The organism is Limnohabitans sp. YIMB22184 (genome assembly GCF_048020265.1).
GTDB lineage: Bacteria > Pseudomonadota > Gammaproteobacteria > Burkholderiales > Burkholderiaceae_C > Limnohabitans_A.
Genome location: NZ_CP171843.1, coordinates 1696091 through 1708561, shown reverse-complemented (window position 1 = coordinate 1708561; position 12471 = coordinate 1696091). Strand labels below are relative to the sequence as shown.

14 protein-coding genes are annotated in these 12471 nt (G+C 60.9%); 6 read left to right on the top strand and 8 right to left on the bottom strand.

What is annotated here, in order from left to right; translation table 11 throughout:
• Positions 1–14 precede the first annotated feature (14 nt).
• Together ACHEXL_RS07920 and xerD are read left to right on the top strand one after the other, a co-directional pair.
• A complete protein-coding gene (locus ACHEXL_RS07920; RefSeq protein ID WP_416558796.1) occupies positions 15–989 on the top strand; it encodes a tripartite tricarboxylate transporter substrate binding protein BugE in 975 nt (324 codons plus the stop codon).
• 9 nt (positions 990–998) lie between these two features.
• Entirely contained in the window at positions 999–1907 is a 909-nt protein-coding gene (gene xerD, locus ACHEXL_RS07915) for a site-specific tyrosine recombinase XerD (RefSeq protein WP_416558795.1), read from the top strand.
• Here the strand turns inward: xerD and ACHEXL_RS07910 are convergent.
• The gene (locus ACHEXL_RS07910; RefSeq protein ID WP_416558794.1) at positions 1904–2680 is read right to left on the bottom strand and encodes a ferritin-like domain-containing protein; all 777 of its coding nucleotides are present in this window, start codon (positions 2678–2680) and stop codon (positions 1904–1906) included. The two genes, xerD and ACHEXL_RS07910, sit on opposite strands and share 4 nt — an antisense overlap.
• Positions 2681–2765: 85 nt before the next feature.
• Here ACHEXL_RS07910 and ACHEXL_RS07905 point away from each other — a divergent pair, with 85 nt between their 5' ends.
• Together ACHEXL_RS07905 and ACHEXL_RS07900 are read left to right on the top strand one after the other, a co-directional pair.
• Positions 2766–3290: a gamma carbonic anhydrase family protein gene (locus ACHEXL_RS07905; RefSeq protein ID WP_291924994.1), complete on the top strand. Its 525-nt coding sequence runs from the start codon at positions 2766–2768 to the stop codon at positions 3288–3290.
• A gap of 68 nt (positions 3291–3358) precedes the next feature.
• On the top strand, positions 3359–4345 hold the full coding sequence (locus tag ACHEXL_RS07900; RefSeq protein WP_416558793.1) for an Hsp33 family molecular chaperone HslO: 987 nt from the start codon (positions 3359–3361) through the stop codon (positions 4343–4345).
• Positions 4346–4434: 89 nt separating this feature from the next.
• On the opposite strand, the gene ACHEXL_RS07895 is transcribed toward ACHEXL_RS07900, so the two are convergent.
• Genes ACHEXL_RS07895 through ACHEXL_RS07865 form a run of 7 tightly spaced genes read right to left on the bottom strand, consistent with a single transcriptional unit; the run spans position 4435 to position 10101 of the window.
• A complete protein-coding gene (locus ACHEXL_RS07895; protein WP_416558792.1) occupies positions 4435–5103 on the bottom strand; it encodes an AAA family ATPase in 669 nt (222 codons plus the stop codon).
• Entirely contained in the window at positions 5100–5672 is a 573-nt protein-coding gene (gene pnuC / locus ACHEXL_RS07890; RefSeq protein WP_416558791.1) for a nicotinamide riboside transporter PnuC, read from the bottom strand. Before pnuC ends, ACHEXL_RS07895 begins: the two co-directional genes overlap by 4 nt.
• Complete coding sequence (gene ftsB / locus ACHEXL_RS07885) at positions 5669–5944, bottom strand: cell division protein FtsB (protein ID WP_416558790.1); 276 nt, start codon at positions 5942–5944, stop codon at positions 5669–5671. Before ftsB ends, pnuC begins: the two co-directional genes overlap by 4 nt.
• 8 nt (positions 5945–5952) lie before the next feature.
• The gene (eno, locus tag ACHEXL_RS07880; protein ID WP_416558789.1) at positions 5953–7239 is read right to left on the bottom strand and encodes a phosphopyruvate hydratase; all 1287 of its coding nucleotides are present in this window, start codon (positions 7237–7239) and stop codon (positions 5953–5955) included.
• A gap of 50 nt (positions 7240–7289) precedes the next feature.
• On the bottom strand, positions 7290–7577 hold the full coding sequence (locus tag ACHEXL_RS07875) for a DUF1330 domain-containing protein (protein WP_108362725.1): 288 nt from the start codon (positions 7575–7577) through the stop codon (positions 7290–7292).
• Positions 7574–8428, bottom strand: coding sequence for a 3-deoxy-8-phosphooctulonate synthase (gene kdsA / locus ACHEXL_RS07870; protein ID WP_416558788.1), 855 nt, complete (start codon positions 8426–8428; stop codon positions 7574–7576). Before kdsA ends, ACHEXL_RS07875 begins: the two co-directional genes overlap by 4 nt.
• 26 nt (positions 8429–8454) lie before the next feature.
• On the bottom strand, positions 8455–10101 hold the full coding sequence (locus ACHEXL_RS07865; protein WP_416558787.1) for a CTP synthase: 1647 nt from the start codon (positions 10099–10101) through the stop codon (positions 8455–8457).
• A 78-nt stretch (positions 10102–10179) separates the two neighbouring features.
• Here ACHEXL_RS07865 and coaBC point away from each other — a divergent pair, with 78 nt between their 5' ends.
• Positions 10180–11388, top strand: coding sequence for a bifunctional phosphopantothenoylcysteine decarboxylase/phosphopantothenate--cysteine ligase CoaBC (gene coaBC / locus ACHEXL_RS07860; RefSeq protein ID WP_416558786.1), 1209 nt, complete (start codon positions 10180–10182; stop codon positions 11386–11388).
• 706 nt (positions 11389–12094) lie between these two features.
• A complete protein-coding gene (locus ACHEXL_RS07855; protein ID WP_416558785.1) occupies positions 12095–12451 on the top strand; it encodes a hypothetical protein in 357 nt (118 codons plus the stop codon).
• Positions 12452–12471: the final 20 nt, after the last annotated feature.

Here is a 12471-nt window from a genome sequence, read left to right as displayed (position 1 = left end):
CAAGGAGTTTTCGAATGAAGCGTCGCTGTTTGGTTTCTGTGACTGGTCTGGCTGTCACCCTCTTGGCCAGTGGTTCTGTGTGGGCGCAGGCTTATCCCAACAAAACCATCAAGTTGCAGGTGCCGTTTGCACCCGGTGGCACCACCGACATCGTGGCCCGCGTGATTTCTGAGCCTTTGGGCAAAGCTCTGGGCCAAAGCGTCATCGTCGAAAACAAGGCGGGTGGTGGTGGTGTGGTGGGCGCGACCGAAACGGCGCGTGCCGCGCCCGATGGTTACAGCCTGGGCATGGCCACAGTGTCGACCACCGCCGCCAACCCGGCCATCAACCCCAAGATCCCGTACAACGTCCTGACCGATTTCACGCCCATCATCAACATCGCGGCCACGCCCAACGTGATCGCGGTGCACCCCAGCTTCCCGGCCAAGGACTACAAGGGCTTTTTGGCCGAAGTCAAAAAGAACCCGGGCAAATACTCCTACGCATCGTCGGGCACGGGCGGCATCGGCCACCTGCAAACCGAGCTGTGGAAGAGTCTGGCGGGTGTGTTCATCACGCACATTCCTTACCGCGGCGCAGGCCCAGCCCTGAACGACACGGTGGCGGGCCAGGTGCCGATCATTTTTGACAACCTGCCTTCGGCTTTGCCATTTATCCAGTCGGGCAAGTTGGTGCCGATTGTCTTGGCTGCGCCTCAGCGCCTGCCCCAGCTGCCCAATGTGCCGACCTTCAAGGAAATCGGTCTTGAGCCTGTCAACCGCATGGCCTATTACGGCATCCTGGGACCCAAAAACCTGCCCAAAGAGGTGGTGGACAAGATCAGCGCGGGCGTGAAAAAGGCCTTGCAAGAACCAGGCGTGACCAAACGCATCAACGACACCGGCTCTTTGGTTGTGGCCAACACGCCAGAAGAGTTCACGGCCCAGATCAAGGCCGAGTTCGAGGTGTACAAGAAAGTGGTGGACCAGCAAAAACTCAAGCTGGACTGATGCCAGTCCATGCATGAGGCCAGCCAGAGCGCCATCGACCGATTTGCCGAAGCCCTCTGGCTGGAAGACGGCCTGGCCGCCAACACGCTGGCAGCCTACCGCCAGGATTTGTCGCTCTACGCTACCTGGCTGTTTTTGAGCCACAGGCTGGCGCTGGAAGCGACCCAAGAACACCATCTGCAAGCGTACTTCGCTGAGCGCCATGGCCAGACCAAGGCCACATCGGCCAACCGCAGGCTCACGGTGTTCAAGCGGTTTTTCCGGTGGGCGTTGCGCGAACGCCTGATCCAAAGCGACCCCACTTTGCGCATGCTGGCTGCCAAACAGGCGCTGCGTGTGCCTAAAACCTTGGGCGAGGCGCAAGTGGATGCTTTGCTGCGTGCGCCGGATGTGGCCACCGATCTGGGGCTGCGTGACCGCGCCATGCTGGAGCTGATGTACGCCAGCGGCCTGCGGGTGAGCGAATTGGTCTCGCTCAAAACCTTGCATGTCTCGTTGAACAAAGGTGTGCTGCGCATCATGGGCAAGGGCAGCAAGGAGCGGCTGGTGCCCTTTGGCGAAGAGGCCCGCGAATGGCTGCAGCGCTACCTGGGCCAGGCGCGGCCAGCCTTGCTGGGCCAGCGCCAGACCGAAGACCTGTTTGTCACCAGCAGTGGCCCCAAGCCCGGCACTGCCATGTCACGCGTCATGTTCTGGAACCTGGTCAAACGCTACGCCATCGAGGCAGGCATCACCGCACCCCTGTCGCCGCACACGCTGCGCCATGCCTTTGCCACGCACTTGCTCAACCACGGGGCCGATTTGCGGGCGGTGCAGATGCTGCTGGGCCATGCCGACATTTCGACCACCACCATCTACACCCATGTGGCGCGTGAGCGGCTCAAAACCCTGCACGCCCAGCACCATCCCCGCGGTTAGCTAAGCGCCGCCAATTCGGCCTCTTCAAACCCGGCCAGACGTCGTGCCGCCATGTTGAAGGGCGGGCGCAGTTTGGGCGCGTCGTATTGCGCGATCAGTTCGGCGTAGGTGCTCACAGGGTCCAGTCCGCGCTGGGCGCACAGATAGCGGTACCAGCGGTTGCCTGCAGCCACGTGGCCGATTTCTTCTTCCAGGATGATGTTCAGGATCTCGCCCGCTCGGTGGTCCCCCACACTGACCAGTTTGTTTTTCACGCCCGGTGAGGCGTCCAGGCCCCGCGCTTCCATGGTGCGCGGCACGATGCCAATGCGGGCCAGAATATCGTCCTTGGTGCGCTCGGCCATGTCCCACAGGGTGTTGTGGGCGGGAAAGTCGCCGTAGTCAAAACCTAATTCCAGCAAATGCTGGCGCAGCAGGCTGAAGTGCTTGGCTTCTTCTTGCGCAATGCGCACCCAGTCGGTGTAAAAAGCCTCGGGCATGTCCGCAAAGCGCCAAACCACGTCGAGCGCCAGGTCGATGGCGTTGAGTTCGATGTGCGCAATCGAATGCACCAACATGGCCCGGCCCTCAGGCGTGGCCATGGATTTGGCTTTGAGCTGGGTATGCGGCACCAGCACGGGGCGGGCGGCGCGGCCGGGGCCTTCAGCGGGGGCGCTCAGGCTGTCGAGCGCACCCACGGGCAGGCTCAGGTCCAGCGCCAAAGTGGCCTCGGCCTTCAGGTTCGGGTCGTTTTGCGCCCAAGGGATCAGGGCGGCGGTGCGCAGGGTGTGCATGGTGATCGCAGGCAGCGCCCACGGCAGGGTGTGGGCATCCCTACAATTGTAGGTTTTCAGACATCCAGACCCCGAGGAGACCCGCATGGCCATTTACCAACTTGACGCGCACATCCCCCAGGTGGCCGACTCTGCGTGGGTGGCCGACAACGCGCAGGTGATGGGCGCGGTGCACATCGCCGCCGATGCCAGCGTCTGGTTCGGTGCCACGGTGCGGGGTGACAACGAGCCGATCGAGATTGGCGAAGGCAGCAACATCCAGGACGGCAGCGTGCTGCACAGCGACCATGACAAACCCCTGACCATCGGCAAGCACGTCACCGTAGGCCACATGGTCATTCTGCATGGCTGCACGATTGGCGACGAGTCCCTGATTGGCATGGGCGCGGTGGTGCTCAACGGGGCCAAGATCGGCAAGCACTGCCTGGTGGGCGCTGGCGCCTTGGTCACCGAGGGCAAGGAGTTTCCAGACGGCTCGATGATCGTGGGCTCGCCCGCCAAAGTGGTGCGCGAATTGACGCCCGAGCAGATCGAAGGCTTGCGCCAAAGTGCCCGCAGCTACATGCAAAACGCCCGGCGCTTCAAGACCGGCTTAAAAAAAATCGCTTGAGGCTTTTTTCGTCCGATTGGAACCCCTTTAACTTTTGAGGATCAGCCCAAGCGGCTGTTGATTGCACTTTGTCCGAACTCCACAAATTCATTTTCGAAGGCCTGCCGGTGCGCGGCATGCTGGTGCGCCTGACCGATGCCTGGCAAGACATCTTGGCACGGCGTGCCGCCAACTCCGAAACCGGCGCTTACCCCGCGCCTGTGCGCCAGCTGCTCGGCGAAATGGCCGCTGCGGGTGTGCTGATGCAGGGCAATATCAAGTTCAACGGCGCTTTGGTGTTGCAGATTTTTGGCGATGGACCGGTCAAGTTGGGGGTGGTCGAGGTGCAGCCCGACCTCAGCTTGCGTGCCACCTGCACCCAGGTGGGCGAGGTGGCCGATGACGCCACCCTGAGCCAGATGGTGAACGTGCACAACGAAGGCCGCTGCGCCATCACCCTGGACCCCCAAGACCGCTTGCCTGGCCAGCAGCCCTACCAAGGTGTGGTGCCTTTGTTTGGTGACCGGGGCGAAAAGCTGGAAAACATCAGCGAGGTGCTGGAGCATTACATGCTGCAGTCCGAGCAGCTCGACACCGTGCTGGTGCTGGCGGCCGACGACAAGGTGGCAGCGGGATTGCTGATCCAGCGCCTGCCCATCGAAGGCGAGGGCAATTTGGCGGGCAAGACCGACTCACTCATGCGCGAGTCGGTGCTGGGCCAAAGCGAAGACTTCAGCCGCATCTCGATTTTGACCAAGAGCCTCAAACGTGAAGAGCTGCTGGGCTTGGACGCGGAAACCATCTTGCACCGTCTGTATTGGGAAGAGCCCCTGGCGCGTTTCGAGCCCTTGATGGGCGAGACCGGTCCGCGCTTTGCCTGCCGCTGCAACCGCGAACGGGTGGGCCAGATGATCCGCAGCCTGGGCACCGAAGAGGTGGAAGGCATCATCGCCGAGCAAGGCCAAGTGGAAGTGGGTTGCGACTTTTGCGGTGCGCAGTACCGCTTTGACCCGGTGGATGCGGCGGGCCTGTTCACAGGTTTGCCCGCCGATGTGCCTGGCGGCTCGGTGCACTGAAAATCTCTGTGGGCGCGAGCCCCCGCTCGCGAATGGGTGCATGGGCGCTGCCGGCATTCGGCCGCAGGGGCGGCCTCCGCCCGTGGCGTTTAGCCTGATCGCTTGGCCAGCAAGCCCGTGAACAGTTTGTGCTCGCAGTCCGGGTCGCTGCATTCGTTGCATTGCCACACCGTGCGGCCCCGGTTGATGGCAAATTGGGACTGCTCGCGCAGCGCCCGAGCGGCAGCATCCTCGCCCGGCAAGCCCAAGGCCAGCAGGGCATTGTTCAGGCGTTGGTGGCCTTGTCCGTAAACCACGCGGTAGGCGATGCCCGCACGCTCCAGCGCTTGACGCACCAGCGTGTCCACAGGCCCGCGCACGTGCGGCCCGTCGCGTTGCAGGCCATCGGCCACCCAAGGCAAATCGATCCCGGTGACCAAGGTGCTGTCGTACAGGGCTTGGTGCGCCAATGCCATGGGGTAGAGGCTGTCGTCGCCAAACAGCATGTGGCTGTAGACCGCTGTCATGAGGGGGGTGGTGTCCGCAACCACCCAGCCGGGTGGGGCTTGCTCCACGGCACGGGCCTGTTCGATGGCGATGCCCATTTGCTCGTGGGGATGCGGCGTTCGGCCTTCCCGCGCGCACCAGCCGCGCAGCACTTCGTCCACCGTACAAACGGCTTGCCCACGGGCCCGTATCACGCTGGACAAGGCTTGCGTCAGCCAGGACTTGCCTGTGCTTTCTGCGCCCAGGATGGCGATGCGCTGCACGCGGCTCATGCGCCCTGGTGGCGCAGCTTGCGCTGCCAAGCGCGCCAGCCCCACACGCTCATGGCTGTGAACAATGCATAAAGGACGGCCGTCAGCCACAGTTCTTTGTGCACAAACAGCGCTACGCTGATCATGTTGACCACCAGCCAGACCAGCCAGTTCTCGATGTATTTGCGGCCTAACAGGGCCTGGCCGACCAGGCTCAGGGCCGTGGGCAAGGCGTCCCACCAGGCCACATCGCTGTCGGTGAAGTGTTGCAGCAGCAGAGCCAGTGCAGGCCACAGCAAGGCGCTGGCCAGCAGCACCAGCCGCCAATCCCGCGCTGACAGCCGCTGGATCACAAGGGCAGGTTGCGCGTCGTCGCCCTTGCGCAGCCATTGCCACCAGCCCCAAAAGGCGAGGGTGGCAAAAACGAGTTGCAGACCCGCTTCGCCGTACAGCAGGCTGCCCTTGAACACAAAGAAGTAAAGGATGGAACTGGCGATGGCCAGCGGCCAGCTCCAGTGCAGCTCCTTGATGCTGCAGACCACCATCACCAAGGCCAGTACGAAACCGGCGATCTCGGTTGTGGACATCATTTGGCGATTTGCACGTAGATTTCGTTGGGTTTGACCATGCCCAGCTCTTGGCGAGCCCGCTCTTCGACCATGTTCAAACCTTCCTTGAGGTCATTGACCTCGGCATTGAGTTGCTCGATCCGGCGCCGAGCCTCCTCGTTGGCTTCTCTTTGCTGTTGCAGTTCCACTTCCAGCTCGGCCACGCTGGGCACACCGCCTTTGCCCAACCACAGCTGGGCTTGGATGATCGCCAGCAAGGCGATCAGCACCACGGGAACAAGGCGGTTGCCCATTGTGGGGATCAGCGCAGGTTGTAAAACGCGTTGCGACCGGGGTACACCGCCACGTCGCCCAGGTCTTCTTCGATGCGCAGCAGTTGGTTGTACTTGGCCATGCGGTCCGAGCGGCTCATCGAGCCGGTCTTGATCTGGCCGGCGTTCAGGCCTACGGCGATGTCGGCGATGGTGCTGTCTTCGGTTTCGCCCGAGCGGTGGCTGATGACGGCGGTGTAACCGGCGCGCTTGGCCATCTCGATGGCTTCAAAGGTTTCGGTCAGGGTGCCGATCTGGTTGATCTTGATCAGAATCGAGTTGGCAATGCCTTTGTCGATGCCTTCTTTGAAGATCTTGGTGTTGGTCACGAACAGGTCGTCACCCACGATTTGCACGTTCTTGGCCAAGCGGTCGGTCAGCACTTTCCACCCATCCCAGTCGCCTTCGGCCATGCCGTCTTCGATGCTGATGATGGGGTACTTGTCGCACCAGGTGGCCAGCATGTCGGTCCACTGCTCGGACGTCAGGCTGATGCCACCTTCACCGGCCAGCACATACTTGCCGTCCTTGTAGAACTCGCTGGCGGCGCAATCGAGGCCAATGGCGATTTGCTCACCGGCGGTGTAGCCCGCTGCGGCGATGGCGTCGAGCACCATCTGGATGGCTGCTTCGTGGCTGTCGACGTTGGGGGCAAAGCCGCCTTCGTCGCCCACGGCAATGCTCATGCCCTTGTCATGGATGATTTTCTTCAGGGCGTGGAACACTTCAGCGCCCCAACGCACAGCTTCGCGGAACGAAGGTGCGCCCACGGGGATGATCATGAACTCTTGCAGGTCCAGGTTGTTGTTGGCATGTGCGCCGCCGTTGATGACGTTCATCATAGGCACGGGCAGCTGGTTGCCGTTCATGCCGCCAAAGTAGCGGTACAGCGGCAAGCCAGACTCTTCGGCGGCGGCGCGGGCCACGGCCATGGACACGGCCAGCATGGCGTTGGCACCCAGGCGGCTCTTGTTGTCGGTGCCGTCCAGATCGATCAGGGTGCGGTCCAGAAACGCCTGCTCAGAGGCGTCCAGCCCCAGCACGGCTTCGGAGATTTCGGTGTTGATGTGTTCGACGGCTTTGAGCACGCCTTTGCCCAGATAGCGGTTCTTGTCTCCGTCACGCAGCTCGATGGCTTCGCGGCTGCCGGTGGATGCGCCAGACGGCACAGCGGCACGGCCCATCACGCCGGACTCCAGCAGCACGTCGCATTCGACGGTGGGGTTGCCACGGCTGTCGAGGATTTCACGGCCGACGATGTCAACAATTGCACTCATTTTTGAACTCTCTCAATTTAAAAACAAAACGGGTTGCACAGGCCAGCGTCTCAGACGCCTTCGACGGCCACCATGCGCATGATGGCGGCGCCTTCTCGGGCTTCGCGGGCCTTGAGGTATTCGGGCAGTTCGTAAAAGGCTTTGGCGGCCTCGAAGCTTGGAAATTTCAGCACGACGATGCGCTCAGGGGCCCAGTCGCCTTCAAGCACTTGCACCTGGCCACCGCGCACGCAGACTTCGGCGCCTGCCGTTTTCATGGCGGCAGTCGACCACTTTTTGTACTCTTCGTATTGGGTGGGGTTGGTCACCTGCACGTGGGCGATGATGTAGCCGCTCATGAAAAATCATCCTCTAAAAATGGGTTTTTCTTGGTCACAGCATCGAGCTGTACCAAGGTTTCCAACAAAGCTTTCATTTTGCCCAACGGTACGGCGTTTGGGCCGTCAGACCAAGCCTCGGCGGGTTTGGGGTGGGTTTCCATGAAGAGGCCTGCTACACCTGCTGCCACGCCCGCACGGGCAAGCACCGGCACCATCTCGCGGGCACCGCCGCTGCTGGTGCCTTGGCCGCCGGGCTTTTGCACCGAGTGGGTCACGTCGAACACCACGGGGGCTCCGGTCTTGCGCATCTCGGCCAAGCTGGTCATGTCGGCCACCAGGTTGTTATAGCCAAAGCTCACGCCGCGCTCGCAGGCCAGAAAGTTGTCTTCGGGCAGGCCAACTTCGCGTGCAGCGCTGCGGGCTTTGTCGATGACGTTTTTCATGTCCCAAGGGGCGAGGAACTGGCCCTTCTTGATGTTCACCGGCTTGCCCGACTGTGCCACGGCGCGGATGAAGTCGGTCTGGCGGCACAAGAAGGCGGGGGTCTGAAGCACATCGACCACGCTGGCCACGGTTTTGACCTGCGACTCTTCGTGCACATCGGTGAGGATGGGCACACCAATCTGGCGGCGCACCTCATCCAGGATTTTCAGGCCTGCGTCCAGGCCCACACCACGCTGGGTGCTGCCCGAGGAGCGGTTGGCCTTGTCAAACGAGCCTTTGTAGATAAGGGGAATGCCCAAAGCTGTGCAAGCCTCTTTGAGGCGACCCGCCACTTCGAGGGACATTTCCAGACCTTCAATCGAGCAGGTGCCCGCGATCAGGAAGAAGGGCTGCTGCAGGCCAACGTCGAATCCACAAAGTTTCATGGCTTGCTCCTGTGCGTTGATGGTTTTCAGGCGGCAGCCTTGTGCTCAACCGCTGCCTTGACGAAGGCGTTGAACAAAGGGTGACCGTCCCAGGGGGTGGACTTGAATTCGGGGTGGAACTGCACGCCCACATACCAAGGGTGCACGGTTTGCGGCAGCTCAACGATCTCGGTCAGTTGCTCGCGCTGGGTCAGCGCCGAGATCACCAGCCCGGCCTTGCGCAGGTCGTCCAGGTAATTGACATTGGCCTCGTAACGGTGGCGGTGGCGCTCGGTGACCACGTCGCCATAGATCTGGTGGGCCAGCGTGCCCTTGGCCACATCGGAGCTTTGCGCGCCCAGACGCATGGTGCCGCCCAAATCAGAGTTGGCGTCGCGTTTCTGGATGGAGCCATCGGCGTCTTTCCACTCGTTGATCAAAGCGATCACGGGGAAGGGGGTGTCGGGCTCGAACTCGGTGCTGTTGGCGTCCTTCATGCCGGCCACATGGCGGGCGTACTCGATGGTGGCCACCTGCATGCCCAAGCAAATGCCCAGGTAAGGCACTTTGTGGGTACGGGCGTATTGGGCCGTTTCGATCTTGCCCTCGACACCGCGCTTGCCAAAACCGCCAGGCACCAGCACGCCGTCGAATTTGGCCAAGCTGGCCACGGTCTCGGGGGTGATGGTTTCGGAGTCGATGTGCTCGATCTTGACGCGCACATGGTTGCGCATGCCGGCGTGTTTGAGCGCTTCGTTGACAGATTTGTAGCTGTCGGTCAGTTCCACATATTTACCCACCATGGCAATGGTCACTTCGCCTTGGGGGTGCTCGGTGTCGTGCACCAGATCGTCCCAGCGCTTGAGGTTGGCCGGCGGCGTGTTCAGGCGCAGCTTGTCGCAGATCAGACCGTCGAGGCCCTGCTCGTGCAGCACACGGGGCACTTTGTAGATTGTGTCTACGTCGGGCATGGAGATCACGCCCCAGCCCTGCACGTTGGTGAACAGCGAGATTTTTTCGCGCTCGTCATCAGGGATGTAGCGGTCGGCACGGCACAGCAGCGCGTCGGGCTGGATGCCAATTTCGCGCAGTTTTTGCACGGTGTGCTGGGTCGGCTTGGTCTTGAGTTCACCCGCCGTGGCGATCCAGGGCAGGTAAGTCAGGTGCACAAAGGCGGTGTTGTTGGGGCCCAGGCGCAGGCTGAGCTGGCGCACGGCTTCCAGAAACGGCAGGGACTCGATGTCGCCCACGGTGCCACCGATTTCGACGATGGCCACATCCACCGCTTCGGGCGTGCCATAACCCGCGCCGCGCTTGACGAAGTCCTGGATTTCGTTGGTGACGTGGGGGATGACTTGCACGGTCTTGCCCAGGTAGTCGCCGCGGCGCTCTTTTTCGAGCACGCTTTTGTAGATCTGACCGGTCGTGAAGTTGTTGGCCTTCTTCATCCGGGTGTTGATGAAGCGTTCGTAGTGGCCCAGGTCCAGGTCGGTTTCAGCGCCGTCGTCGGTCACAAACACTTCGCCATGCTGAATGGGCGACATGGTGCCGGGGTCGACGTTGAGGTAGGGATCGAGCTTGATGAGGGTGACAGAGAGGCCGCGCGATTCGAGGATGGCGGCGAGCGATGCGGAGGCGATTCCCTTGCCCAGGGAAGACACCACACCGCCGGTGACGAAGACGAATTTGGTCATGTCCAAGACGGGAGCCAACAGCCCCCGGTAGGTGGAAATCGTGATTATAGACAGTCGTGTCTGCTACATTCCCCAGCCATGAGCACATTGGCTGGAAAACACATCGTTCTGGGCTTGTCGGGCGGCATTGCGGCCTTCAAGTCGGCGGAACTCTGCCGCGCCTTGGTCAAGTCTGGCGTCACGGTGCAAGTCGTGATGACCGAGGCGGCCGAGCACTTCATGACGGCGGTGACCATGCAAGCCCTGTCGGGCAGGCCGGTCTACACCTCGCAGTGGGACCCGCGCGAAGCCAACAACATGGCCCACATCAATCTGAGCCGGGAAGCCGATGCGATTGTGGTGGCCCCGGCCAGTGCAGATTTCATGTCCAAACTGCTGCACGGCGGTGCCGATGAGCTGCTGAGCCTCATGTGTCTGGCGCGGCCCCTGGACAAAGTGCCTTTGATCGTGGCCCCAGCCATGAACCGCGAAATGTGGTCCAACCCTGCCACGCAGCGCAATGTGGCCCAGCTCAAAGCCGATGGGATCCATGTGCTGGATGTCGGGCAGGGCGACCAGGCTTGTGGCGAAACCGGTGACGGCCGCATGCTCGAAGCCGAGGAAATTCTGGAAGATTTGGAAGCGTTTTTCACGCCCAAGGTGCTGGCGGGCAAGACGGTGTTGGTCACTGCGGGCCCCACTTACGAAGCCATTGACCCGGTGCGTGGCATCACCAATTTGTCCAGTGGCAAGATGGGTTTTGCCATTGCCCGCGCTGCTCGCATGGCCGGGGCGCAGGTCACCCTCGTTGCGGGCCCCGTGCATTTGCCCGCGCCGCGGGGCGTGCAGCGTGTGAATGTGCGTTCAGCCCGTCAAATGATGGACGCGGTGCAGCAACATGCCAATGCGGCCGATGTCTTCATCGCCACCGCCGCGGTGGCTGATTGGCGACCCGCCAACTCGGCCGATCAAAAAATCAAGAAAGACGGTTCGGGCCAGACGCCGCAGCTGAGTTTTGTTGAAAATCCAGACATCCTGGCCACCATCGCCCAGTCGCCGCGTGCGCTCTCTGGCGCCCTGTTTTGTGTGGGCTTTGCCGCAGAGAGCCACGATCTGCTGGCACACGCCACGGCCAAGCGTGTCCGCAAAAACGTCCCTTTGCTGGTGGGCAACATTGGCCCCGCCACCTTTGGCCAGGATGACAACGCCTTGCTTCTGGTGGACGCAGCCGGTGCACGCGAATTGCCGCATGCCAGCAAGCAAGAGTTGGCGGTGCAGTTGATCGGCGACATCGCTCGCCGTCTTTGAGTTTCACGGTCACCTAACGCTTTCCAATTTCAAGGGCCCATCGGCGTTTTGCGCCGATGGGCCTTTTTGTCGTTTGAATGGTCTTCGCTCGCCCATGCCGGGCTGTGTTCTTACGCATTCATTTCGGCAAGGGCCATGCACGGCAGTGGAGAAGTCTTGGCCTGGAACGCACCCTTTGCTTTCTGCGATTTTTGATGTTTTTGGGTCGTCGCGTTTTGAGCTGCTCGTGCTTGCAACATCATGTTTTTGCTGGAAAAAATCGTAAATCATCAAATCGATGCGTATTAAATTCAATGAATTAATTGTTTATTTCGTTTTTTATGTTTATTTTGGCAAATTTTTTGTGTATTTATTCGTAAGAATGAATTTTTGATCGTTGAATATATGTAAACTATGTGATCAAAATTCATAAAAGCCTGTAATCGGGCTGCAATTGTTTGAAATGACCACTTCTATTGCCAAATTTGTTAACCCACGCTGTCAAGTCCAAGCTGCTGTGAGACGCGTGCTGGTGGTGCCCCTAGCATGGTTGCTGTGCGCACAAATGGCTTTCGCACAGACAGACACCGCGTCCAAAGCGCCCATCCAGGCTCCTTTGCCCTCCCTTTCGCTTTCTGCCTTGCAAGACCAGCCTGTTGCGGGACAGGGGCGAGGGCAGTTGGTTTTTTACCGTCCAGCCCAACAGGCATCTGCGCATCCTTTGCGCTTGTATGTAGCTGACGCGTACCACGCCACCCTGTTTGCGGGAACCTACACAGAGCTGTGCGTCTCCCCAGGTCTGACGGCCGTTCGATTGAAGGCCATCCACCCCGCTGCCACTGGATTTCAAGCCATTGACACGGAACTGGTCTCGGGGCAAAGCCGTTATTTCCGAGTTGAATCGCTGGTTGAGCAGGGTGTGCGCTGGCAAGAAGTCACGCCCGACACGGCCCGACAAGAAGCTGGCTCAGCGATGCCAACAGGCTTTCAAAGCCGCGTGCGTCGCTCCGAGGCTTGCCGCACCCCTTCCGAATCCGCCGTCGCACCGACAGCCGCAGTTGGCACCAAGGCCGCATCCAAATAATTTTTCGAATTGATCACCAC

What these genes read in the sequence shown, in the direction of transcription:
- ACHEXL_RS07920 (WP_416558796.1), top strand. Translation starts at nt 15, where the DNA reads ATGAAGCGTCGCTGTTTGGTTTCTGTGACTGGTCTGGCTGTCACCCTC.
- xerD (WP_416558795.1), top strand. Translation starts at nt 999, where the DNA reads ATGCATGAGGCCAGCCAGAGCGCCATCGACCGATTTGCCGAAGCCCTC.
- ACHEXL_RS07910 (WP_416558794.1), bottom strand. Translation starts at nt 2,680, where the DNA reads ATGCACACCCTGCGCACCGCCGCCCTGATCCCTTGGGCGCAAAACGAC.
- ACHEXL_RS07905 (WP_291924994.1), top strand. Translation starts at nt 2,766, where the DNA reads ATGGCCATTTACCAACTTGACGCGCACATCCCCCAGGTGGCCGACTCT.
- ACHEXL_RS07895 (WP_416558792.1), bottom strand. Translation starts at nt 5,103, where the DNA reads ATGAGCCGCGTGCAGCGCATCGCCATCCTGGGCGCAGAAAGCACAGGC.
- pnuC (WP_416558791.1), bottom strand. Translation starts at nt 5,672, where the DNA reads ATGATGTCCACAACCGAGATCGCCGGTTTCGTACTGGCCTTGGTGATG.
- ftsB (WP_416558790.1), bottom strand. Translation starts at nt 5,944, where the DNA reads ATGGGCAACCGCCTTGTTCCCGTGGTGCTGATCGCCTTGCTGGCGATC.
- eno (WP_416558789.1), bottom strand. Translation starts at nt 7,239, where the DNA reads ATGAGTGCAATTGTTGACATCGTCGGCCGTGAAATCCTCGACAGCCGT.
- ACHEXL_RS07875 (WP_108362725.1), bottom strand. Translation starts at nt 7,577, where the DNA reads ATGAGCGGCTACATCATCGCCCACGTGCAGGTGACCAACCCCACCCAA.
- kdsA (WP_416558788.1), bottom strand. Translation starts at nt 8,428, where the DNA reads ATGAAACTTTGTGGATTCGACGTTGGCCTGCAGCAGCCCTTCTTCCTG.
- ACHEXL_RS07865 (WP_416558787.1), bottom strand. Translation starts at nt 10,101, where the DNA reads ATGACCAAATTCGTCTTCGTCACCGGCGGTGTGGTGTCTTCCCTGGGC.
- coaBC (WP_416558786.1), top strand. Translation starts at nt 10,180, where the DNA reads ATGAGCACATTGGCTGGAAAACACATCGTTCTGGGCTTGTCGGGCGGC.